Consider the following 25522-nt stretch of genomic DNA (forward strand, 5'->3'; position numbering starts at 1 on the left):
TTATGCAACCTAAATTTTGCCTGATGAAATTAGTTTTTATAAAAATAATAGTTTGTCTGCATAAATAATAAATTTATGGTTAAGGAAATTGCATGGGTATTAAGTTTGTGATAAAACCGTTACATCTTTTTTCTCACCGTGCGAAAATGTCAATTATAATCAGGCAATATTAGCTCAAAATTTAACGCTTGGGTAAGGATTTTTTTATAGCCTGATCTCAAATGACAAAAGTTGAGTTAAGTTATATACGAATGATAAATACACGAGGAGTAGGTAACTATGGCAGTCATCACAGGCACTTCAGGTAATGATACGTTAAATGCGTTAAATCCTGGCGATATACTAAGGGGTTTAGCTGGTAATGATACTCTCAATGGTACAACTGGTAACGAACAACTTGATGGTGGTACTGGTGCAGACACCATGAGTGGTGGTACTGGTAACGATTTTTATGTTGTTGATAACCCAGGTGACGTAGTTATTGATCCAGATAAAGCAGTCATCAATACCTCGATTAGTTTTAATTTGTCTAATGTCGGTGGAGGAGCAACAGATTTAACACTAAATCTACAGGCTAATGGTATTACCGGAACCGGCTCATCAGGAGACGATGTAATAGTCAGTTCTGCGGATAATACCATCATAATAGCTGGTAATGGCGCTGATGTATTGAAAGGCGGAGATGGTTCAATAGTCAGGGGGGGCGCAGGTAATGACTATTTAGAAATTACTGGTAGTTCAGGTAATGGCAGGTTGATAGGTGGTGCTGGAGATGACACCTATGTGGTGAGTTCTACCAGTGGCAGCTTATTTATTGATGAATTCAGCGACGGTGCTAGTGGAACAGATACTGTTTTCACTACAGTAGACTTTTCTTTGACCACTCAAGCTGGAGTAACCTTTTCAGGTGGCACTCAGATTGAGAACTTGACTCTTGCTGCGCCCGGAGCTGCTTCCAATTTGGTAGCTGGTCCGATTTTTGGTGAAGGTAATGGTCTTAATAATGTCATTATTGGCAACCGCCAAAATAATACCCTCAATGGATTGGCTGGTGACGATACCATTTATGCTTCCATAGGCGACGATACTATTGACGGCGGAACTGGTAATGATAGCTTATTTGGTGAAGATGGAAACGATACTTTAATTGCTGGTACCGGCACAGATACCTTGACAGGTGGCGTTGGTGATGATACTTACTTTATCGACTCCAATGACACAGTAGTAGAACTCGCTGGAGAAGGCAGTGATACAGTTAACGTTAGTGGTACTTGGGCTACTAGTGCAGAAGTTGAATTCATTAATATCACTGGAACTAATGCTACCAACATCACCCTAACTAACACTGTTGGTACTGTTGTTACTGGAAATGCTGCTAGCAATTCACTCGTAGGTGGCATCGGTGCTGACACTCTGAACGGAGGTGCTGGCATTGATAGTCTCACAGGTGGCGCTGGTGCTGACACTTTTGCCTTTGGTGGCGTTGGTTTAAGTGCAACAGGATCTACGTCTACTTCTATTAGACAAGATACAATTACCGACTTTACCGCAGGAACAGATAAGATTCAACTTGATAAGACAAATTCTTTCGGCTCAATAGGAACTATTGCTACTGATTTCTTCGCAGGTAATTTTGGTGCAAGTAATTCTGGCATGGGTGCTAGAAGCGAACGCATTGTTTATAACTTGGATACTGGTGCGTTGTATTACAATGAAAATGGCAGTACTGCTGGTGCTGGTGCTGGTGGTTTCTTTGCAACCTTGAATGGAAACCCCGTTTTAACAGCAGCAGACTTTACTATCGTTTAATTGTCACTGCTTATCTACAGGTAATCATCTTTCAAAACAAAACGTTGATATTCACTTACTTAGATCCCTGGCTTCTGGCAGAAGTCAGGGATTTAATTTTATAAATAAATTGCTGATCAATGCCTAAAGCACCTTATCGTTGGATATCTTGTCAAATCGGAGCGCGAGAAAACTACTCTATACCCAGAGCTTTACACCAAGAAGGACAGCTTGCTCACTTAATTACAGATGCTTGGGTATCACCTCAGTCTGCACTGAATTTTTTACCTAAAAATATCTTAGCTAATTTACGGGAAAGATACCAATCAGATTTAGAACACGCATCTGTTCATGCTTTCAATAGTTCTCTAATTCAGTTTGAACTAGCTCAACGTCTGCAAAAAAAGACAGGGTGGGAAAGAGTTATTGCTAGAAATCAATGGTTTCAACAGCAAGCAGTCAAGACTTTAACTTCACTAACTGACAAATTTACAAATCCTCCTATCCTATTTTCCTACAGCTATGCAGCATTAGAATTATTTAAATTTGCCAAACAACAGGGATGGTACATTGTTCTAGGACAAATTGATCCAGGAATTCAAGAGGAAATTATTGTCTCTCAACAGTATGACCAATATCCCCAATATCGTGGTAATTGGCAACCTGCACCTGTAGAATATTGGCAAAATTGGCGAGAAGAATTGAATATCGCTGATGCTATTGTTGTAAATTCTGATTGGTCACGTCAACTTTTGGAAAAAACAGGTGTTGATTCTGAAAAGATTCATATTATTCCCTTGGTACACACTCCACCAGGAGGCGCTAGTAACTTTGTCCGCACTTATCCAGAATCATTTTCTCAAGAGCGCCCTTTAAGGGTATTATTTTTAGGACAGGTGATTTTGCGAAAAGGAATTGCGCCTGTATTGGATGCAGTGCAGTTACTTGAAGGATATCCTGTTGAATTTTGGATTGTTGGTTCTCAACAAATAGAGATTCCACCACATTTGCAAACCCACCCACAAATTCGTTGGGTAGGCCATGTTAATAGAAGTGAAACAGCACAATATTATCAGATGGCAGATGTGTTTCTGTTCCCGACTCTTTCTGATGGATTTGGATTAACCCAACTGGAAGCACAAGCATGGAAATTACCTATTATTGCTTCCCGTTGCTGTGGTGAAGTGGTTATAGCTGGTGAGAATGGTTGGATTTTGGAGAAGGTGAGTAGTGAAGAAATTTTTAATTTAATAAACTTTATTTTACAACAGCCTTCACAGTTAAAAAGGTTGTTGAATAATTCAATTTCATCATTAAATTTTAGCATTTCCAATTTGTTTCAATTGTTACAAATAAATAAGTTTAAATAAAATTCATGAGATTGAAATGCAAGGTGGTTTTTTATTCTATTCTCCCATCTCCTTACCAACGAGACTTGTTTTTTGAACTTTCTCGCCGTGCAGAAATAGATTTAACAGTTTATTATTTAGAACCTGCTTGTGCTGATTCTCCTTGGCCGGAAAAGCCCTTGCAACCTTATGAACATATCTTACCAGGATTCCATTTAGCTTGGGGTTTATCCCGATTTCATCTTAACTGGCATTTTCCATCCTCTACAGAGGCTGATGTGGTTGTGCTTAATGGTTATATGAATCTTACTACTCAACTTTTGCTCAGACTACCTACTCAACTTTTGCTCAGACTACAAGCAAAAAAAGTGCCTTGTATTTTCTGGGGTGAAAAAATGGTTGGTAGTTCAGAAGGGATTAAGGGGAAATTGCAAAAATACTTAGCCGATAGTTTAAAATATTGTTGTGCGATCGCAGCTATTGGCACTAAGGCACAACAAGACTACCAGAAACGCTTTCCTGATAAACCGATCTTTAACATTCCTTACTATTGTGATCTAGCTGCTTTTAGTCAAAATTTGCCCCAAAGACCTGGAAATCCAGTGACTATTTTGTTCTGTGGTCAAATGATAGCGCGGAAAGGAGTTGATATTTTGCTGCAAGCATTTAATCATCTCATTGAATCAGGTCTAAATGTTCGTTTACAGCTGGTAGGAAGAGAAGCCGAACTTCCTCAATTACTAGAAAATTTACCTGAAAAAACTCTGCATAACATTGAATATGCAGGTTTTCAATCTCCTGAAAATTTACCTGCTTTTTTTCGTACAGCCGACTTATTTGTATTACCAAGTCGTTACGATGGTTGGGGTGTAGTAGTTAATCAAGCGATTGGTTCTGGTTTGCCAGTAATATGTTCTGATGGGGTAGGTGCTGGACATGATTTGATTAAACCAGGAGAAAACGGAGATTTATTTCCTAATGGCAATGTTGTGGCTTTAGCAGAAGTATTGATGAGTTATTTACAACAACCTGATAAAATTAAATCTGCTAGTTTAACATCACTCAAGAAAGCAGCAGAAATATCCCCAGCTATGGGCGCTCAACAGTGGGTTGAGGTTTTTCATAAATTAACTAACTGGTAAGGAGATTCAGCCTTCAATAATTAAATAGGATTCCTATACTAAAAAAACGTATTTTTTAACTAAATTTAACAATAAACAATTAAGCTTAATTTCATGCGAATTCTTTTTATCAGTAGCAGTTCAGGTTCACGGGGAGGAGGAGAATTATATTTAATTTATCTGGGACAAGAACTGGCTAAAAGAGGCTATGTTGTGGGGTTATGGTGTTCTGATAATCCGATTATGGATGAACTAGCTGACTCATTTGCAGAATTTGGACAGGTGTTGCGATCGCCATATATCAACACATACAATCGTAAATTAAGATCCTTTACCCATTTATTTCCTAAAATCAATCAAGAGTGTATATCTCAGTGGCAAGCATTTAAACCAGATATACTCCATCTGAACAAGCAAAATTTAGAAGATGGTTTAGATTTACTCACTTGGTGTAATTATTTATCCATTGCTTCTTTGACAACTATTCATATTACTCAAACTCAGGATAAATTGGGATCAGTATTAGGAAAATGGCGGGATCTAATAGCTAAAATAGCTTTAAGAAAATATCGAGGTATATTAATAGCAATTTCTGAAAATAGAGGACAGGAACTAATTTCTTTTCTTTCTCCAATTACTTCTGATTTACCCAAAATAGTAGTTATTAATAATGGCGTTAATGTACCTACTAAAATAGAACGTTTAGCCAAACGTCAAGAATCTCGGTTACAACTAAAAATTAATTCAGATGAATTATTGATAGTAGCAGTGGGAAGAATGGAAGCACAAAAACAACCGCTGCTATTTTTACAATGGGCTATTCACCTGAAACGCAAAATACCATCTGTTCGTTTTTTATGGGTGGGAGATGGTCGCTTAACTTCTATGTGGGATCAATGGATTATAGAGAATAATGCCCAAGATTATATTCAACGTTTGGGTTGGCAAAATGACGTAACACCATATTTAGCAGCAGCAGACGGGTTTTTTCATCCTGCGGCTTTTGAAGGTTTACCATTTGCACTATTAGAAGCAATGGCTTGGTCTTTACCCTGTGTGATCACATCATCTCTTGCGGAGGAGTTAAAGTTTCCCCAAGGAGTTTGTTTTGTTATTTCGGAAAAAGGTGAATTTAAGGAATTCGATAATTTTATCAATTATCAAGAGCGTAATTTTGTGGCAACTGCTGGTTATCAATTAATACAACAGCAGTTTTCTCTAGAAAAGATGGTAGATACCTACAGCCAAGTTTATAGTAAAACGCAATTATTAAGTCAAAATAAATAGTAATCTCTCTTTGTAATTCAAGAATTAGGATTTATGCTATTGTCACACTTCATGTTTCGTGTACAGTGAGTCAAAGGTCAAAAATCTGTTGATTATAAAATAACCAATTTATATATCTGACGCATCCTACTAATCTGCCAGTTGCGTAAGTCATGAATAAGTTGAAAATCTGACGCTTGCAATTTTTACCCATCAAATAGGATTATCATTCCTACTCATGAATATATCCACCCATCCATACTATCCAAAACCAAATCCATCCAATCCCAAAAAACGCATTGCCAAAGCGACATGGACAGGAACATTCACATTACTTTTTGGTTTGGCTCTAGCATTTATACGCTTAAGTGTAGATATGACTCCTAGTTTCATGGCTAGCCAAGTAGCTGTTGTAGTAGGAGTGGCGATCGCTCTTAGCATCTTATTTGATAGTAGACGAGGTTGGAACAATTTGTTTCGAGCCGATATACTTTGTATATTAGCTCTTTACTTCTTGACTCTGATAGAGTTTTTATACCCACAACCCAAATTCGATCAGCGTTTGACATCTGAGCAAACTATCCAAGCTATCGAAGTCTTATTGATAGGGTTTGGCGGTTTAGCAATTGGTCGTCATATCAACTTTTTTAAGCCCGCACCACCAGAATGGCTTGATTTTGCTAATATCCCTGATAAAACGTTGTTTCGTATCTTCTTACTATCAACTTTTTTAGCTTACATATATATATTATTATCTGTCGATTTTAATCCAGTACAGCTAATTGAATCTCTATTGGGTCCGCGCTTTGCTGTGCCTTGGGGACGCGGAAAGTTAGGTGACTGGCGAGTATTTTTGTCTGAGTTGAAGTTGTTCACCTATGTTATACCACCCCTGGCAGGTATTATTTTTAACCGTCGGCAGTCTTTGCGCTTTTGGCAGATGTTATTAGTTGTTTTCATATTTGCCTTTACTCTGTTTTATGGATTCGCGGGAGGAACTCGCAATGTTTTAGCTGCCTATATTGCCACATTCATGGCTGGATATTTCCTAACTTTACAACGTCCAACTTTGTTTAAAGTAGCTATTCCTTCAGCTATTATGGGGTATGTCATGGTATTTGCTACCCGTCATATGCTTGGGTTTAGACAGATGGGTATCATTAATTATCTATCAACAGGAGCTTATGCAAGTGAAAAAGTGCAGGAAACCCTGTCAGTTGACTACAACCTATTTAGCCTAGGTTTATTAGTAGATGCCTTTCCCAATAAACATGATTTTTTAGGGTTTGAACTTTTGTTTGTATTTTTAACCAAACCGATACCTAGAGTTTTATGGCCTGATAAACCAGAAGGTTTAAGCACATCAATTGAAGAAGTTGTAGGTGCAGATGGTTGGACAGTTTCTGCAACTTATGTTGGCGAAACCTACATGATGGGCGGTATATTTGCAGTGATATTAGCATCCCTTTGTTTAGGAATTTTAGCTAATTGGTGGTCGCGTACAGCAGCTTTCCACACTTCTGGTTACGGTATAGTCGTTAATGCACTGGGCTTTTTTACAGCAGCGATTTCTATGCGGAGTCTGATTGTATTCACTACATCAATGTTACCAATTGTGGGGCTAATTTTTATTGCTAAAACTTTTCCTGGATTGTTGGGTATTAAACGCTTACATCATCAGTACCAGAGAAAATAACTATTGTGAGTATCCTCTAAAATGAAAGTTTTACATATCATTCCTTCAATCAGTCCTAAACTGGGTGGTCCAACTCAGGTAGTCTTGAATTTAGTCAGGGCTTTAAGAGCAGAAGGAATTGATGTAGAAATTGCTACTACTAATGATGATGATGGACTGTTGCTAGATGTGCCATTATCTGAATGTGTAGAATACCAAGGATTACCTGTTTGGTTTTTTCCACCTGCGGCTCGGATTAAGGCATTTTTACCTTCTCCTGCATTCACACAATGGCTATGGAAAAATATCAAAAATTATGATGTTTTAGATAATCACTATTTATTTTCCTATCTTCCTAGCTGTGCTGCTGTTTTTGCCCAGTGGCAACAAGTTCCATACACAGTGAGAATTATGGGACAATTAACACCTTGGGCATTGGCACAAAGTCAGTTAAAAAAGCAAGTTTACAGTTATTTAATTGAAAAACGTAATTTAAATAATGCTGCGGCCATTCACTGTACGTCTGTAGGTGAAATGGAGGACGCGATCGCTTTTGGAGTAAAGCCGCCAAAAATTGTTTTACCGCTGGGAGTAAAGCCGCCAACATTAATTGGTGACGCTAAATCTCAATTGCAATATCGGTATAATATTGCTGAAGAAGTTCCGATTATTCTTTTTCTCTCCCGTCTACACTACAAAAAACGTCCTGAACTGTTAATTCAAACATTAGGTGAGTTAAGGAAACAAGAACAGAACTTCCATTTGCTGATTGCTGGTTCTGGAGAAGATACTTATGTTCAATCCTTGCAGAAAATGGTCGCATCTGTCAATATCACAAACCAAACTACATTTGTCGGGTTTGTGAGTGGGTATGAAAAAGATTTGTTGTTACAAGGTGCTGATTTGTTTGTACTGCCAACTTATTCGGAAAATTTTGGTATTGCTTTAGCAGAAGCGATGGTGTCCGGTTTACCAATTATTACAACTCCAGGTGTACAAATCGCTCCAGAAATTGCAGCAGCTGAAGCTGGAATAATTGTAGAAGGAGAAATAGAATCTTTAAAAAGTGCGATCGCTCATCTTTTAAATAATCCCCAATTGCGGGAACAAATGGGTCAAAATGGTCGTCTACTGTCTCTGCAACGCTATTCATGGCAAACAGTTGCTAAACAATTAGCCTCTGCTTACCTAGATGTTCTGAATCAAGAAAATCTGCTGTGATAGTATAATGCCAATCACATCACCGATTTGGAAACACATTGATTCTATCCATGAGCCAATTGTATTACCAACTGAAAAAATATTGGATTCTCAGTTTAGCCAGTTTTATCATAGTTTTTCTGAGTATTATCCCTATCAGAATTGCGATCGCCTCTTATCAAGCACCCCATCCCCAAGCTACCCTTACCCTTGGTGGAGGACCAGAACGAGAAAAATTTACAGCCCAATTTGCTCAAAATTATCCTAATTTAGACATCTGGATTTCTAGCGGGATACTTCCAGCCCAAGCCTTTGCTATTTTTGAAGAAATGGGTATTAGTACAGAGCGTATTCACCTTGACTACCGTGCTGTTGATACAGTTACTAACTTTACTACCCTCGTCCACGATTTCCACAACCGCCATATTAAACATATTTATCTAATTACCTCGGATTTTCACCTTCCCAGAGCTAAAACTATAGCCACTCTAGTGTTAGGTAGTCAAGGCATCACCTTTAGCCCCATTTCTATTCCCTCTGAACGACCCAGAGAATCTATTTTTCACATTCTTCGTGATAGTGGACGCTCTTTATTGTGGATTGTGTCAGGTCGTACCGGAGCAAGTTTAAACCCCCGTTTTCATTCTCCATTGTATGCGTCTAGATAAATACATCCTTGGCAGTTATAGTCCCGGTGCATCCTACCTTCAGCAACTTTTGTGGTACTTCCTTGGTTCACCTTTAGTTAAAAGTCATTGGTTGCCAATTTCATCCGTAAAAGTAGGGATACTGAGACTTTTTGGAGCCAGCATTGGTAACGGTGTGCGTATAAAGCCGGGGGTGCGAGTCAAATTTCCTTGGCGTTTAATAATTGGTAATTATGTTTGGATTGGGGAAGATGCTTGGATTGATAACCTCGCACCTGTAGTCATCGAAAATCATGTTTGTTTATCCCAAGGCGTTTATCTTTGTACTGGCAATCATGACTGGAATCAACCTGAGTTTAAACTGATGATTGCGCCTATTCATATTGAAGAGAGTAGTTGGATAGCCGCTAAATCAGTGGTTGGACCAGGAGTCACTGTGGGAAGGGGAGCAATTTTAGCTCTTGGTAGCGTGACTGGAAAATCTTTAGAGCCGATGATTATTTATGCAGGTAATCCCGCGCAACCTGTTAAAAAACGGCGAATAGGACAAGCAGAAGATTTTTTTCCTAGTTCTGTACAAGAATAAATAGTATATACAAATAAGCTATTACGCTTTGACTTGAAATATATTTTCTCATTAAGTATAGATAACTGAACAGCCAGAGTGTAGAATATGAACATAATCTTTCTGGCATCGAAGGATACAAAGCAATCTTCGCTATTTATCGTCATCGCATTCCAGATTTTCATACCCTTCTAACGCTTACAGCATAGAATTTAGATGATGAAATTCCCATTTACTAGATTTTGATAAAAATATCATAACGAAAGCAGTCGAATAAATTATCTCATGTTGAACAAAAAATAAGTATTAAGTAAGCAGATGTTTGAGAGTTTACAATCCTCATAAAAATTATGTCTATTTTGACATAATGCTAAACGTAAAAACCAAAAATATTTAACTAAATAATTATCTAATCCAAATCCATGAACAATCAAAATTCTAGTAGAATTCCGACTTTTAACGAGAATGGTAGGACAATTATTACACCAGAAATCTTGCCATCTCACAACTATTCACCTTTTGAAACAGAGGATGATGATGGGAGTCTAAAAGACTTCTTGGGTGTCCTCCAGCGGAGAGCATTAATTATCACAGGGGTTGTCTCTGTGATTATGGCTACTGTTATTTATTCAACGCTGAACGAAGAAACTATCTATCAAGGCAATTTTCAGCTTTTAGTCGAACCGGTTAGTAATGATAGCAGCTTAGGACAAATACCCCTTCCAGAATCTAGTATCTCTAAATCCAATCTAGATTACGACAGTCAAATTCAGGTTCTCAAAAGTCAGGAAATAATGAAAGAAGTTGTAAAAAAATTACAATTTGCTTATCCTGATATCACTTATAATTCACTAGTGGGAAATTTAACTATTCGCCGTTTAGGTGCGACTAAAATTCTAGATATAAGTTATAAAAGCCAAGATCGCAAACAAATTGATCTCGTATTAAAAACAATTTCTACATTTTATTTGGACTACAGCTTAGAAAAGCGTAAAACCAAGTTAAATCAAGGTGTTGAATTTGTTGAAAAACAACTACCTGCGATCAAAAATCGGGTCGATCAATTGCAACAAAAACTACAAATATTTCGGCAAAGATACAATTTTATTGATCCAGAAACCCAGTCAAGTGGAGTTGAATCACAAATTCAAAAGTTGGAAGAACAAAGACTGGAAATTGATCAACAATTAGCTACAGCTCGTGCTAGTTATATTAGCTTATCAACACCAGAAGGACAGCAGGCAACACTAAATGAAGCACCCATATATAGTCAATTAATATCACAACTACGCCAATTAGAATCTCAGCTATCTGGAGAATTAGTTCGTTTTCAACCTGATAACCCAGCCATAGAGTCATTACAAGAAAAAAGGCGAAACCTCTTACCCCTGATAGAAGATGAGCAAGAGCGGTATGTAGGTCTCAAATTGGCTGAAGTAACTGCTCTAATTCAGAAACTAGATGTACAGAGTCAAGAATTGTCCAGAGTAGAACAGCAAACAAAGCGTAAGTTTGAGCAATTACCAATTTTAGCCAGACAATATAGTGAAATTCAGCGTAGTTTACAACTTGCTAATGAAAGTCTCAATCGCTTTTTAGCTACCCGTGAAAATCTCGTAATTCAAGTAGCTCAAACAGAACTTCCCTGGGAATTAATACAACCCCCACATCAATCTGTTTTGCCTTTATCTCCAAATATTCCCCGGAATTTGTTGATGGGATTGATTAGTAGTTTAGCTGTAGGGATTGGTATTGGCTTTCTCCTAGAAAAAATGGACAATACCTATCATACTATCGAAAGCTTGAAGGAGAAGATAAAACTACCTTTTTTAGGAACTCTTCCCACCGACAAAAGTATCTCAGGTTATCAATCTCCTCATCTCAAGATTAAAGGGGTAGAAACAGAAATTCAATTAGGGAATGTTTCCACTAAAAATGATTGGTTCTCTAATCTTTTTCGTCGGGAAATTACAGGGGATAATTACTACGGACAAGGACTATTTTTTGAATCTTTACAAGTTCTTTATGCTAATATTCAGCTACTTAATTCCGATCAACCGATTCGCTCTTTAACTGTTTCTTCCACTATGCCTGGAGATGGAAAAACTACAGTCTCCTTTCATTTAGCTCAAATAGCTGCTGCATTAGGGAAACGAGTATTACTTGTGGATGCTGATCTACGCCGCGCTCAGGTTCACAGATTATCAAATTTACATAATCTATCGGGATTAAGTAATGTCATAGCTTCTAATATGCCTGTTGAACAGGTGATTCAGCAATTACCTGCAATGAATTCATTATCTGTGATTACAGCAGGACCTGTACCACCAGATCCTGCTAGATTGCTCTCATCAGATAAAATGAAGCAATTAATGGAATACTTTAATCAAAATTTCGATTTGGTGATTTATGATGTGCCGCCAATGTTAGGGTTAGTTGATGCTAGACTCCTAGCCCCACAAACTGATGGAATGCTGTTGGTGGTGAGGATAGATAAAACAGATAAGTCGGCGTTAATGCAGCTTCAGGATAGTCTGAGAAATTCTCCTATCAATGTCTTAGGCGTGGTTGCTAATGGAGATAAGAAAAAATTGACTAGTTATAATTACTATTACAGCGCTGGTAGGGAAGCTAGACGTACCTAATTTTAGCTTATGGAGTTGTTGTAGCGATCGCATTTTTGCGGAGTGGAGAAGATATGATTCTGACTTTGCAACTTGTGCGATCGCTTTGATCATTTGCTCTTCATCATCACAACAATTCAGAGGGAACAGGGAACGGGGAATAGGAAAAACTCATAAAAACATGAGATTAAAATAATGACACTGTTTTTTTCGTGCAACTCTCCTCCAAAAAACATCTTTTTTTTTGACTGAGTTTGTAAACTCTGAAACTTTAGTTTCTTATCTGTTCCCTATTCCCTATTTTTGTAACATTCAACACATTTAGCTATCATCCATCAGTTATCCTGCACACAGTCATCAGAACAATAAATCTGGGGATCGCTTGCACTATTGTTCACAATTTGTTACAAAAATATAAAGAACTTCTAGAGACCCAAAATCTGATGTTAGGCGGACTTACTGGTTTAACAGATCCTAAAGGCACGGATTGGGGAGAGCGGATGCTCAACACAGTCGCCAGCCAAACGATTCGCCACCTGTTTAGCATGAGCGAGTCAGTAGAAGTCTTTGTGCGCTGCTATCCCTCCAGCAAACTGTTGCAAGGCAGCATTGATAGCTTTAAAATGAGCGGACGTGGGTTAGTAATTCGTAGAGACTTCGCAGTTGAGGAAATGTCTTTTGAAACCGATGCAGTCGCTATTGACTTCGGTTCGGTTTTGAGTGGCAAACTTAGCCTCAAGCAACCCACTCAAGCGGTAGCACAGGTGATTTTATCAGAAGCAGGTATCAATGATGCTTTCAAAGCAGAACTGGTTAAAAAGCGCTTACTGAACCTTTCGGAACCAACTTTGACGGCAATATCTGGTGGAGAACCAGTTTCCTTTACTGAAGTAAAAATACAGCTATTACCAGAAAATCGTTTGCACCTTGTAGCTCAAGCTGATTTAAACAACGGCGAACTCATACCCCTGAGTATGACCCTTGGTATAAGTATTGAAAGAAGAAGGCGGGTTTCTTTCAAAGACCCAAAAATTGAACTTGAGCAAGTTCCAGAAGCACAACAAAAAATTTCCCAGACTTTAAGCCTCGCCCTTGTAGAAATTTTGGACAACATGGTTGATTTAGACCGCTTTGACCTCGACGGAGTGAAAATGCGACTCAACCGTTTAGAAACTGAAGGACAAAGATTGATTTTTAGTGGTTATGCGGAAATAGAACGTATTCCCAGCAGTTCATAAAAATTCAAAATTAAGTTATTAAAATGAACAATTAAACGCCGCCTACAAGACTCTAGACGGCGCTTTGATATGAAATTGCAAATTTAACTCTGGATCTTCAACTATAGTGTGGGTAGTTCATCGCCCTACACCTACATATTGGAAGCCAGCCCTTACCATTGCTTCGGGGTCTAAGAAGTTACGACCATCAATCATAACGGCGTGGTTCATCAATTTGGCCATTTTTGCATAGTCCAAAGTGTTGAACTGCTGCCATTCTGTAACGAGTACCAAAGCATCACAGCCATCAGCTAGTCTTTCAGCATCAGTTTCTACCAATACTCCAGAAAGACCATGACGCATACCTGTTTGAGAAATAATGGGGTCGTAAGCTTTGACTTTAGCTCCCAGTCGGTTGAGTTGTTCAATCAAGTTTAGTGCTGGAGCATCGCGCAAATCATCAGTATCTGGTTTGAAGGTCAAACCAAGAAGTCCGACAGTTTTACCTTTGAGAATTTTGAGAGCCTGTTGGAGCTTTTCCAAAGCAATCAAACGTTGGCGTTCATTCACACTCACCGCAGCTTTCATGAGTTGTGCTTCATAGCCATAATCATCAGCTGTATGAATGAGTGCGGAGACATCTTTGGGGAAACAAGAACCACCCCAACCAATACCAGCTTGTAAGAACTTGTTTCCAATGCGGGAATCTAAACCGATACCTTTTGCCACTTGGGTAACATCAGCTCCAACGCGATCGCATATGTTAGCAACTTCGTTGATAAAACTAATCTTAGTAGCCAAAAAAGCATTCGCAGCATACTTAATCATTTCTGCCGAACTCAGGTCTGTAACCAGTACTGGTACAGGAGGTAAAGACTGATCAGCAGCAAACTTGCGTTCCACAATCGGGGCATAAAGCTCTTTCATCAGTCCCACAGCTTCTTGGCTATTGCTTCCTAAGACAATCCGGTCAGGGTTAAAGGTATCGTAAACTGCTGAACCTTCCCGCAGAAACTCTGGATTACTAACAACATCAAACTGAGCTGAAATCTCAGGTAATTTTTCCTCAACGGCTGTTCCACCTGCTGGTATCAATATTTTTTGGCGTTCAGCAATGCCATCTAAAACAATCATCCTTACCCAGTCACCAGAACCGATAGGCACAGTAGACTTATTAACAATTACCTTATAACCACCGTTGAGATTTGCCCCTATACCACGCGCTACAGCTTCTACATAGCGGGTATCACTTTCACCAGTAGGTAAAGGAGGTGTTCCCACCGCAATAAATAGAATTTCACCGTGAGCAACTCCTGCTGCCAAATCGGAGGAAAATTGAATATTTCCACTATTAATAGCAGACTGCATAATTTCCGAGAGTCCCGGCTCGAAAATAGGCGACTGCCCAGACTTCATTAATTTTACTTTTTCTTCGTTGTTATCTATGCAAACAACATCATGGCCAATATGAGCCAAACAAGCGCCTGTCACCAATCCAACATAACCCGTACCGATTACACAAACACGCATTTTTTAGCTCCTTGCTTTTTTTCATTAATCATTGGTCACTAGCCAGTAGTTATAGTTCCAAAAATAACTACTGGCTACTAACTAATTATTACTTGTCATCCGCTGACGAAAATCTTCTACAGCCAGTTTTAAACCATCTTGCAGAGGAATGGTAGGTTCCCAATTTAACCAGGTCTTGGCTCTGGTAATATCGGGACGACGACGACGGGGATCATCTGAAGGTAGGGGTTCAAACTTAATTTGTGCATCTGGGTTAACCAAGTTCTGCACAGCTTGCGCCAATTCTAAAATTGTGTATTCATCGGGATTACCCAAATTGACTGGCCCAATGTAGTCACCATTCATCAACTTAATTAGTCCTTCAACTAAGTCTGAGACATAGCAGAAGCTACGAGTTTGTGTACCTTCTCCATATACGGTCAAAGGATTACCTCGTAAGGCTTGAACTATAAAGTTGCTTACTACCCGACCATCGTTTTCTAACATTCGGGGTCCATAGGTGTTAAATATTCTGGCTACCCGAATATCAACTTTATTTTCTCGGTAGTAGTCAAATGCTAAAGTTTCAGCAATTCTTTTGCCTTCGTCGTAGCAGGAACGGATACCAATGGGATTGACGCTGCCTCGATAATCTTCGGTTTGGGGATGAACTTCTGGATCTCCGTAGACCTCACTGGTAGAAGCTAACAAAAATCTAGCTTTGACACGTTTGGCTAATCCCAACATATTCAGTGTTCCCATCACGTTAGTTTTAACGGTTTTAATGGGGTTGTACTGGTAATGCACTGGCGATGCTGGACAAGCCAAATGATAGATTTGATCCACTTCTAACCGAATTCCCTCAGTGATGTCGTGACGGATCATCTCAAAATGAGGATTGTTTAACCATTTGAGAATATTGCGTTTATGCCCTGTATAGAAATTATCTAAACATATAACCTCATGACTATCAGCCATTAGTCTGTCGATCAGATGGGAACCAATAAACCCAGCACCGCCTGTCACCAAAATTCTCATAGAAATACTCAGTAAGTGGAAAATTCAGTGTCTTTAGACCTGAAGGATGTGATTCAACGTAGCTCACCAGCCACGAATCCTGCGGTTTTAACCGCCCTGCCTATTATAGTTTCTCAGTTATTTTACAGATACTGCCAGAGTCTATGATGCCTATGTATTAGATTATTCACTTTGGTACAAAATATAGATAACTAATGAAGGTTTCTGGACAGTGTGTTTGTTGGTTGAGTAATTTTCCTACAGATATTTTTTAAAATTAATAAATATTCTCTAATAATTGTGCGCTTTTGAGTCATGTTTTATCAAATCTTCAATAATTTGTAAAGTTGTTGACAAATATAATTGTTTATGACAATAAATACAAACTTAATGTGGTATTTTTAAACACTAGCTGTTTGAGTTACTGAAGTATTTGATAAAAATAATTTGTGGTTGTGTTGTGGTTCTCCGAGGATGATGATTGAGCAGGTGAGTTGTCTAGCTAATTGGTTTGTAAAATCATTCATCGCTAATCCTCCAGGACTAGTACGATTACGGATACAAGGTAATACGACTAAATCATACAATCTTGCAGCTTGCAAAATTGCTTGGGTAACATTTTCATGGGTGATAATTTGAATTTCTGGTGGATTTTGCACAGCTAATTGAGATACCAATTGGGTGAGGTGCGATCGCCTGGCTGCAATTTGCGTGTAACTAGTGTGGCGATCGCTCGAATCAGTTTGCTTCTCCTTGGGAATGTTTTGTCCTGGCGTACTTTTATCGCTGTAATTACGGGACAAACCGTGCAAGCTACCCCAAAAAGGTAAGTTAACACACACATTCAACAAAGTAACTTGGCTCTGATTGGCATCTGCTAAGGTTTGAGCAAATTTTAAAGTTGTTAGTGTGGGATTAATGAAGTTTTCTATAGGTACGAGAATACGCTGAATTCTTTTTGGTGACTCTACTAAGCGTGCCACCGCTACTGGACAATGGGCAGACCAAAGAACGTTATCAATAATATTCCCCAATAAACGCGCTCTTAAGCCAGTACGGTTTCCCCAACCCATGATAATTAAATTCGCCTTTTGTTCACGAGCTGTTCTACAGATGCCTGGCGCGTAAGCATCATCAATTCTGAGTAATGGTTCTACTGTTGCTCCTAATAATTGACTTTGTGCTGTGGCTTTTGCTAATAACTTTTCATTTCGTTGCCAAGCTGCTTCTAGTTGAGGTGCATCCATTTGAGCAGTAGCATGAGCGATCGCTAATGGTAATATTTTTCCCTGAGACTGACGAGCCAATAATGCTGCCATCTCAATTAAATGTTTTTGCGTTTGGGGATTATGTACTGGCACGACTATAGTAAAATTACCTTCTACTGATTGTTTTTGCAACTCAGACATATTAATTGGTTGCGCGTCTTCCGCCAATAAGCCAGTTAAATCAGCAGCACCTCCAGCGACTAGACTCGTCAGCCAAGGCCCCAAAATTGCTGACATCACTACCAAGACAATCACACTATTTAATACTTCTGATGGTAGTAACCCAGATTCATATCCTCCTAAAGCTACGGCTAATGTTGTACCCACAAGGGGAATTGATAGCGACCAAATTGTCAGAGTTTCCTGCCAGTTATAGCGGTAAATCACTTTTGCCAACAAAGCTGCCATAAATTTGCTGACAATCAAACCGCCGAACATTAAAAATAATAATTTAATTGTGCTGTATCCCAAAAAAGCAGATAAATCAATCTTTAAGCCCAGAATCACGAAGAAAATGGGAATGAATATCACACTGCCAATAAACGCCAATTTCTCTTTAACTGGCCCTTCACCTACAGCTTCGTTTACCGCCAAACCTGCGAAGAAAAAGCCAATAATTTTTTCTAAACCCATTAATTGAGCGATCGTCACAGCGAGAAATACAGACATTAACACACATAAAAACTTGTTAACCTCATCATCTCCAGACCGCCGGAAAAATTCTCTGCTTGCCCAATCAAAACCTACTAGCACCACACTTGCATAAATTATTACTAAACCTAACACAGTCATTAATTGCGCCGATACGAATGCTCCACCATGAAAACTGGCTGCACAAACAGCTAATGTCAGCAGTGTGCCAACATCAGTAAAAATTGTCGCCCCCATGGTCATGATAATAGCCTTGTTATTCACCACTCCTAAACGACTAATAATCGGATATGCCAAAAGGGAGTGAGAGCCCAGTAAGCAACCTATTAAAATGGGAGTATGCCCACCAAATCCCAAAAATTTCCCCACTAATGTTCCTACCATCAGGGGCAAACTGAAACTCAAAATACCAAATACTAAGGAACGACTTTGCTGTTGACGAAAAAGTTGGATATTAAATTCAAATCCGCCTATAAAGATTAAATAAAATAACCCAATATCTGATAGCAAACTGATAATTGGTGATTCAGACTTGAATAAACTCCAACCAGAATGACCCAGTACTACTCCAGAGCAAATTAAACCTACCAAAGTTGGTAATCGTAGCCGCTCAAACAAGATAGGTACAACGAGAATAACTATTAATAAAATAGAAAAAGGGACAATTAGTCCCTGATCAAAAACTGGGAAGGATGCTTCCAAAATCAGAAATTGTGACACTAGTGGCATAAGTAAAACAGTCATTAGTTATCAAATTCATCGCTGTGCAATCTGCTTGTAAAATAAATTCATTACCTAGGGTTTGCTGTAAAGCCCTGCGGGCATAGCTTCGCTTACCGCGTAGCGTGCCGTTAGGCATAAAAGTTATCCATGTTCGCGCAGCGTGACGTAAGTCATGGGCTAGGAGTCAGAATTCAGGAGTCAGGAGGAAGAATTAGAAGAAGAGAAGAATCGTCTTGAATCTGGTCAAGCGATAGGTAAATGAACAGTTTCAACGCTTATTCCTTGCACCTGATTCACCTTTTTAACCTTCAAACTCTTGATATATCTAAGTTTTAGCTTTATTAAGCAAGCCCTATCTAGTTAGGAAAAGCGAATCTTAACAGTTCAAGAATACGGTGATTTCAATCATGTAGAAAAAGGGCTAAATTAAGTAAATTAAATATTTACAGCGGATTTCATTTCAATGAGATACAAATTTGAATAATAAAACTCTTGTGGTGTAGGCATCTTGCCCGCTAGATATGTACCTTTTGACAGAGAAATCCGCTGTATGCGTAGTTATTAATTGCTAAATTATTGCTCTACTGTTATGGTTTGCTTTCAAATCACCACAGATCAGGCACTAATAATGGTTCACTGTTTACTGATAGCTAGGGGTGGATTTGACTTAAAATAAAGCGCAAGCGATCATAATCGTCTTTCAGCAATATACTCAAGTGTCGCCCTGCTTTAATCAGCCATTCTCGGTCAGCTTTGCGTAACTGATAAACTTCACGAATAGCCGATGCTGCCAAAGATTCTACTGGCGCACCATTAATTAACAGTATTGTCCGCAAAAAATCTAGTTTTTCAGTGAATTTAATGATCGCTTCTGGTTGACACCGATAAACAGCCTGATGAATTTGGGGCGGACGGGGTGGAAGATATTGATATACCCCTTGGTTATAACTCAGATTTTGTGACTGCTGCTCAAATCCCACAATCGCTGCCCGAAATTCAGTTCTGAGCATAGCAAATATCTGGGGTTGTTCCTCACGCAAGGTTTGTAAAGACAACCCCAATGCCCTAGCCCTGTGTACAGAATCAATAGGCATGGTTGTGGCATGATATACAACTGCATAGACTTGATTGCCAGATTCTTCATCCGTAGCACAAACCCAACTACCAAAAGGTGGCATAGGTGGAAAACTCAAATCTTCCGGTTCTAAACACTGTGCCAAAAATTCGGTAGTTGTGGTTTCGATCACCTCCCCGATATGGTGAGGATGGCGATCGCCCGTTGCAAACTGTGGTAAAGGTAGACGCATAGGAGTGCTGAGTACCGAGTGCTGAGTTAACAGTGGAGAATTATCATCTGATTAGCAATCACCTATTACCCATCACCAATCACCTATTTTCCTTTTTTCTTGGCTGTGGTGTCTACAGGTTCTAATTCTGGCAAGCGGAAAGTAATTATTTTATCCCAATTACCACCTTCAAACAATACAGCTACTTTGCCATCACTAACACGTTGCACAAGTCCTTCAAACCGATAATATGTATCGGCGGGATTTTTGACGCGAACAGTTGCTCCAGGCAGAATCATGTTTTTACCCTCGTTTAGTTCCTGTTATTAGCTTAATATTAGTTGATGGTTCAGTTGTCAATTTATTTCCTATTCAGTGATTTAATAATACTTTTGTCTTTGGCGGTAGTTGGCTACAGATTCTACTATTCCTAAAGCAATGAAATTGGTCAGCATAGCAGAACGACCATAACTCATCCAAGGTAGGGGAATTCCTGCCACAGGTGCTAAACCGACAGTCATACCTACATTCACAATTAGTTGAAACACAATCATTGATAAAACACCTATAGCCAGCAGTGAACCAAAATTATCTTTGGCGCTTTGAGCTACGTGTAGTATGCGGAAGCAAATCAAGCAGAAGACAAAAAGTACTATTAAACAACCGACAAAACCGAACTCTTCACCAACCGCAGAGAAAATAAAGTCTGTATGCTGCTCAGGCACAAAATTTAGTTGCGTCATTGGCCCTTTAAACAAACCCCATCCCCAAACTTCACCTGCACCGATGGCAATACGCGATTGAATCAGGTGATAACCAGCACCAAGGGGATCATGTTCAGGGTTGATAAATACGCTCAATCTGTCTTTTTGATATTCTTTTAGTACATGATTCCAAGCGAAAATCCCTAATTCGCCACCTAACATATTGAGGCTAAAGGAAGCGATCGCACTAATATTAAATCGCTTCCAAGGTAGAGTTTGCCAACCTAATATCCCCATAGCACCTGCCCAAACTAAACCCAAGGGACTAAAAGATATTTCTTTAATCAACACTATGGGTTCTGACAAAGGCCAAGATATGCTGAATAAAATTGCCGACACCACGGGGGAAATCATCAGAATCAACCAACCAGGATTGGCATTTGCCCAATAAAGCATTCCTAAGACTATAGACCCAAATACTAAAGATGTAGCCAAATCTGGTTGTAAAAATATTAATCCCCAAGGAACCGCAGTGATTGCCAAGATCCGGAACACACTCTCAAGAGTAGAAGCTGTACGCCTGTGTAATAAAGCTGCTAAGGTGATGATCACGCCTATTTTGGCAAATTCTGAAGGTTGAACATTGAAGCCACCAATGCTAATCCATCGCTGTGCGCCTTTGGCACTAGTTCCAGCAACCATCACAATCACTAAACTGAAATTAGTCAGCGCGTAAGTTATCCAATGCCACTGAATCAGATTTTCGTAGCGGCAACGAGCCAAAAATAAAGCGATGAGTGTGCCAATAGCAGCTACTAACCAGTGCCACCACCAGTCAGTTACTGGCTGCTTGAGTTCTGTACTGAGGATCATCAGACCGCCAAAAAGACTGGCAGCAACAGGTAAAAAAAATAATAGCCAATCTACTTGCTGCCAGGGCTTAATCCAATATTGCCAGCGAATTTTGGGAAGCGAAGGTTTTAATAACATTGTGCAAGGAGCAACTTGAGCGTTAAACGTGGATTGGGGATTGGGTAATGGGTAATAGTTTTTACCAATTACCAATGCTTATGTCAGTGCAGCAACTGAAACTTTACCAGCGATCACTCTAGCGATCGCTTTGAGAGCTTTAGCAGCAGCTGAATCGGGGTCGGCAACCACTATTGGTACACCATTATCTCCACCAACTCTTGTAGAAATTTCTAGAGGTACACATCCCAACAGTGGTACTCCTAACTCTGACGCAGTTTTTGAACCTCCACCGGAACCAAAAATGTCATATTTCTTATCCGGTTGGTCTGGGGGAATAAAATAGCTCATATTTTCCACGATTCCCAATACTGGAACACCCAACTGTTGGAACATCCGCAAACCCTTGCGTGAATCTAAAAGTGCTACAGTTTGCGGAGTCGTGACAATCACTGCGCCTGACATTGGTACAGATTGGGTGAGAGTTAACTGGGCATCTCCAGTTCCTGGAGGCATATCCACAATTAAATAATCCAGTTCTCCCCACTGCACCTGATAAAGAAACTGACGAATTATGCCGTTCAACATGGGACCACGCCAAATCACTGGCTGATCTCGGTCAATCAAAAAGCCCATTGAAACCAACTTAACCCCATGATTAAACAAGGGTTCTAAAACTTCCCCGGTTTCTGTAGAGCGCACAGCAATTTGAGCATCAGCCAAACCTAGCATTGTGGGGTCATTAGGCCCGTAAATGTCAGCATCCAGTAAGCCAACTTTTGCCCCTGTTTGTGCCAGCGCCACTGCTACATTTACAGCCACTGTACTTTTACCAACACCACCTTTGCCGCTAGAAACAGCAATAATATTTTTCACCCCCGGAACCCCAGTGCGGTCAGGTAAGCTTTTTTGCTGGGGTGTTTCTGCTGTCACTTCTACGCTGATATCTGTAACGCCTGGTAGTTGTTTAACAGCCTTTTTACAATCTTCGACAATAAATTCTCTCAAAGGACAAGCGGGAGTAGTCAACACCAAAGTAAAGCTAACCTTACCACTGTCAATTTTCACATTGCGAATCATATTCAGTTCTACCAGACTTTTGCGAAGCTCTGGATCTTCGACCGGTCGCAATATATCTAGGACTGACTGGGAATCTAGGACATCATACATAGCGTGTTTACCGTTGCCGCTTTATATAAAGCTTAAAAAATTTTCATTGACTTCTACTTGAATCTTAACTTTCTTAGGACATCAGTGTTCAAAATCCCAAATCTAAAATCTAAAATTGTATAACTTTTAAAGCCAATCCCACCCTTCGAGCTTACGTTGTAAAGGTGGAGTTTTTACTGCTTCTACTGCTTCTATTAGAGAACGCGCTACTCTGTCTACATAAGGACGAGATAAGAACCAAATGAGTGGAGATAACCAGCCTCGTAAAATTACAGAATAAGATAAATAAGATCCACAGACAGTCGATTCTACTTGGTATGTCACCCTTTCTTCAATTCCAGGAAATGCTAAAACGCGGATACTGAGCATTTGCTTAGGATTAACTTTTTCTACAAAAATCATAATGGGAATTGGCCAAAACCTTGTCATTGCTTGAAAAATCAAGCCTGGTTTGGGGACTAGTCCATAGGGAACATTTGTACTTTTGAGTAATGGATGCCAAGAGACATCTGTTAAGTCAACCACCTTTTGCCACAGTTCATCTACAGAAGCGTAACTAAGCTCCCGATATGTCCGTACCAGAGAAGCACAAACCCGACGACGTTTGCGGTGGATGAATTGGGATAACCAACCTTGCACTGTCCTAATCCTCCTAGCTATACTCTGGCATCAGGGAAAATTGTAGTCAAACTCTCTATTTACCACAGATACCATACAGCAAAGTAGTTGCTTTGTAGACTAAATTGTTTATGATCTGGTGTCTGTACCAGAATTTTTCCAGTTAAAATTGCAAATAAACTTAATGAATATACAAGCCTATACTCATTTGAGGGACAATAACTTTAGTCAATTGCTCTATCATGGCTTGAAAAGTAAAGAAAAGCAGTTTTGGCTATCATGGCTGGCAAATTTTTAGGTTAAAAATTTGTAGCTTTTTGAAAATTGTAATTTTAGGTTCGGGAATCTATGTTGACCAAATCACAAACCCCAGACGTAGCAGCAGAATCATCCGCATTTTTACCACCAACTGACGGTAAGGTTAGGGTTCGTCAGTTTATGCAACAGTTACAAGACAAAATCAGTCAAGGGCTGGAAAAGCTGGATGGTGTCGGTAAATTTAAGGAAGATGGCTGGGAACGCCCAGAAGGTGGTGGGGGAAGATCACGGATTTTACGTGATGGTGCAATATTTGAACAAGCAGGTGTGGGTTTTTCTGAAGTTTGGGGGGATAGCCTGCCTCCTTCCATTTTAGCTCAACGTCCTGATGCAGAAGGACACAGCTTTTATGTAACTGGCACTTCAATGGTGTTACATCCACGTAATCCCTATGTACCTACAGTCCATCTGAATTATCGCTATTTTGAAGCAGGGCCAGTCTGGTGGTTTGGTGGTGGTGTTGATTTGACACCTTATTACCCTTTTGCCGAAGATGCGGTTCATTTGCATAAAACACTCAAACAGGCTTGTGATCAACACAATCCAGAGTATTATGAAGTGTTCAAACGCTGGTGTGATGAATATTTTTACCTCAAGCATCGGAATGAGACAAGGGGTGTTGGCGGTCTATTCTTTGATTATCAACATAGTCAGAGTCAGTTATATGGTGGCACTAATCACCATGGGCAAGCAGCAGCATACAGTGATAAAGTAGGTACACCAGAGCCACGCAGTTGGGAAGAATTGTTTGCTTTTGTGCAAGACTGTGGTGGAGCCTTTTTGCCAGCTTATGTACCGATTGTAGAACGGCGACATGGGATGGAATATGGCGATCGCCAACGCAATTTTCAACTATATCGTCGGGGCAGGTATGTAGAATTTAACTTGGTTTATGATCGGGGGACAATTTTTGGACTACAAACCAATGGCCGCACTGAATCTATTCTTATGTCCCTACCACCGCTAGTCCGCTGGGAATATGGCTATCAACCAGAACCCAATTCTCCTGAAGCTGAACTGTATGAAACTTTCCTCAAGCCTCAAGATTGGATAAACTGGAAACTAAATCAACTTTAGCGATCGCTGTGGGCTGAGTAAATTTCCCAATATTAATCCATAGTGAAGTATATTAGGACTTTGGTATTGTGAGATTTTACATATATGTATATTCTCTTGTCCTATTAATTTACTCAGCACTCGCTTTGAAGCATTAAGTACTGTCTACCCGGCAAAATTATTACTTATGGGTTGAAAAAATAGCAATATAGATAATTTCGACGTGGAGATTTCTTAGTCCTACTTCACCCACTGAAACATGAAGTAAACAAAAGTTAATTAACAGCAATATAACGGATAGGTACAGTGAATATAGATCAAAAAATCTACAAAACCCAAGATGGTAATACTGTGATTGTCTTGAAACCAACAGATCGTCTAGACATCACTAGCGCTTGGCAATTTCGTCTAAAGTTACAGGAGTGTATTTCTAAATTAAGTCGTCATGTAGTTGTGAACCTGGGACAAGTAGATTTTATTGATAGTTCTGGTCTCACATCTTTGGTTGCTGGGATGCGCGATGCTGATAAGGTTAAAGGCAGTTTCCGCATTTGTAATGTCCACCCAGATGCCAAGCTGGTTTTTGAAGTGACAATGATGGATACGGTATTTGAAATTTTTGAAACTGAAGAAGAAGCTTTAGAAACCATATTACCCAATTCACCAGTCAAAAACGAAAATCAGAGTTTAAACCATGAGCATGAAAGCAATGAAGAACCCAACAATCCTTCTGGTTTAAATCCGCAATCTGCTTAATGATCTTTTTGGCCTTATCTCTAAT

General features: G+C 39.5%; 19 protein-coding genes and 1 pseudogene. 12 read left to right on the forward strand and 8 right to left on the reverse strand.

Annotation, left to right across the window (positions count from 1 at the left end; all coding sequences use genetic code 11):
* The first annotated feature begins 279 nt into the window (after positions 1-279).
* From AC012T_RS21980 to AC012T_RS22025, 10 genes are all read left to right on the forward strand, one after another.
* Positions 280-1809: a beta strand repeat-containing protein gene (locus AC012T_RS21980; protein WP_487060806.1), complete on the forward strand. Its 1530-nt coding sequence runs from the start codon at positions 280-282 to the stop codon at positions 1807-1809.
* A 119-nt stretch (positions 1810-1928) separates the two neighbouring features.
* Complete coding sequence (locus AC012T_RS21985) at positions 1929-3158, forward strand: glycosyltransferase family 4 protein (protein ID WP_487060807.1); 1230 nt, start codon at positions 1929-1931, stop codon at positions 3156-3158.
* Between the two features lie 5 nt (positions 3159-3163).
* Positions 3164-4279: a glycosyltransferase family 4 protein gene (locus AC012T_RS21990; RefSeq protein ID WP_487060808.1), complete on the forward strand. Its 1116-nt coding sequence runs from the start codon at positions 3164-3166 to the stop codon at positions 4277-4279.
* 93 nt (positions 4280-4372) lie between these two features.
* Positions 4373-5545, forward strand: coding sequence for a glycosyltransferase family 4 protein (locus AC012T_RS21995; protein ID WP_487060809.1), 1173 nt, complete (start codon positions 4373-4375; stop codon positions 5543-5545).
* A gap of 217 nt (positions 5546-5762) precedes the next feature.
* The gene (locus AC012T_RS22000) at positions 5763-7220 is read left to right on the forward strand and encodes an O-antigen polymerase (RefSeq protein WP_487060810.1); all 1458 of its coding nucleotides are present in this window, start codon (positions 5763-5765) and stop codon (positions 7218-7220) included.
* Between the two features lie 21 nt (positions 7221-7241).
* Positions 7242-8420 (forward strand): glycosyltransferase, encoded by a 1179-nt coding sequence (locus tag AC012T_RS22005; protein ID WP_487060811.1) that lies wholly within the window; start codon positions 7242-7244, stop codon positions 8418-8420.
* Between the two features lie 50 nt (positions 8421-8470).
* Positions 8471-9067 carry a YdcF family protein gene (locus AC012T_RS22010; RefSeq protein WP_487060812.1) on the forward strand — a complete coding sequence of 199 codons (597 nt, stop codon included), beginning with the start codon at positions 8471-8473 and terminating at the stop codon, positions 9065-9067.
* A complete protein-coding gene (locus tag AC012T_RS22015; RefSeq protein WP_487060813.1) occupies positions 9054-9632 on the forward strand; it encodes a WcaF family extracellular polysaccharide biosynthesis acetyltransferase in 579 nt (192 codons plus the stop codon). The genes AC012T_RS22010 and AC012T_RS22015 overlap by 14 nt, the downstream gene beginning before the upstream one ends.
* Before the next feature lie 401 nt (positions 9633-10033).
* Positions 10034-12256 carry a GumC family protein gene (locus tag AC012T_RS22020; protein WP_487060814.1) on the forward strand — a complete coding sequence of 741 codons (2223 nt, stop codon included), beginning with the start codon at positions 10034-10036 and terminating at the stop codon, positions 12254-12256.
* 422 nt (positions 12257-12678) lie between these two features.
* Positions 12679-13473, forward strand: coding sequence for an LmeA family phospholipid-binding protein (locus AC012T_RS22025; RefSeq protein ID WP_487060815.1), 795 nt, complete (start codon positions 12679-12681; stop codon positions 13471-13473).
* Positions 13474-13590: 117 nt separating this feature from the next.
* Here the strand turns inward: AC012T_RS22025 and AC012T_RS22030 are convergent, their stop codons facing one another.
* From AC012T_RS22030 to AC012T_RS22065, 8 genes are all read right to left on the reverse strand, one after another.
* Positions 13591-14982: a UDP-glucose dehydrogenase family protein gene (locus tag AC012T_RS22030; protein ID WP_487060816.1), complete on the reverse strand. Its 1392-nt coding sequence runs from the start codon at positions 14980-14982 to the stop codon at positions 13591-13593.
* A gap of 81 nt (positions 14983-15063) precedes the next feature.
* Entirely contained in the window at positions 15064-15999 is a 936-nt protein-coding gene (locus AC012T_RS22035; RefSeq protein WP_487060817.1) for a UDP-glucuronic acid decarboxylase family protein, read from the reverse strand.
* A gap of 380 nt (positions 16000-16379) precedes the next feature.
* Entirely contained in the window at positions 16380-18641 is a 2262-nt protein-coding gene (locus AC012T_RS22040; RefSeq protein WP_487060818.1) for a cation:proton antiporter, read from the reverse strand.
* A gap of 629 nt (positions 18642-19270) precedes the next feature.
* Positions 19271-19927 carry an HAS-barrel domain-containing protein gene (locus AC012T_RS22045; RefSeq protein WP_487060819.1) on the reverse strand — a complete coding sequence of 219 codons (657 nt, stop codon included), beginning with the start codon at positions 19925-19927 and terminating at the stop codon, positions 19271-19273.
* A gap of 83 nt (positions 19928-20010) precedes the next feature.
* Positions 20011-20205, reverse strand: coding sequence for an NAD(P)H dehydrogenase subunit NdhS (locus tag AC012T_RS22050; RefSeq protein WP_015215765.1), 195 nt, complete (start codon positions 20203-20205; stop codon positions 20011-20013).
* 81 nt (positions 20206-20286) lie between these two features.
* Positions 20287-21600 carry a rod shape-determining protein RodA gene (gene rodA / locus AC012T_RS22055; protein ID WP_487060820.1) on the reverse strand — a complete coding sequence of 438 codons (1314 nt, stop codon included), beginning with the start codon at positions 21598-21600 and terminating at the stop codon, positions 20287-20289.
* 78 nt (positions 21601-21678) lie between these two features.
* Positions 21679-22749 (reverse strand): Mrp/NBP35 family ATP-binding protein, encoded by a 1071-nt coding sequence (locus AC012T_RS22060; RefSeq protein WP_487060821.1) that lies wholly within the window; start codon positions 22747-22749, stop codon positions 21679-21681.
* 126 nt (positions 22750-22875) lie between these two features.
* Positions 22876-23388 (reverse strand): SRPBCC family protein, encoded by a 513-nt coding sequence (locus AC012T_RS22065; protein WP_487060822.1) that lies wholly within the window; start codon positions 23386-23388, stop codon positions 22876-22878.
* Between the two features lie 327 nt (positions 23389-23715).
* Here AC012T_RS22065 and hemF point away from each other — a divergent pair, with 327 nt between their 5' ends.
* Positions 23716-24762: an oxygen-dependent coproporphyrinogen oxidase gene (gene hemF, locus AC012T_RS22070; RefSeq protein ID WP_487060823.1), complete on the forward strand. Its 1047-nt coding sequence runs from the start codon at positions 23716-23718 to the stop codon at positions 24760-24762.
* 285 nt (positions 24763-25047) lie between these two features.
* Positions 25048-25392: pseudogene (locus tag AC012T_RS22075) on the forward strand (STAS domain-containing protein); the annotation flags it as partial.
* Between the last annotated feature and the right edge of the window lie 130 nt (positions 25393-25522).

The sequence above is a fragment of the Anabaena sp. EIM26 genome (assembly GCF_057568715.1).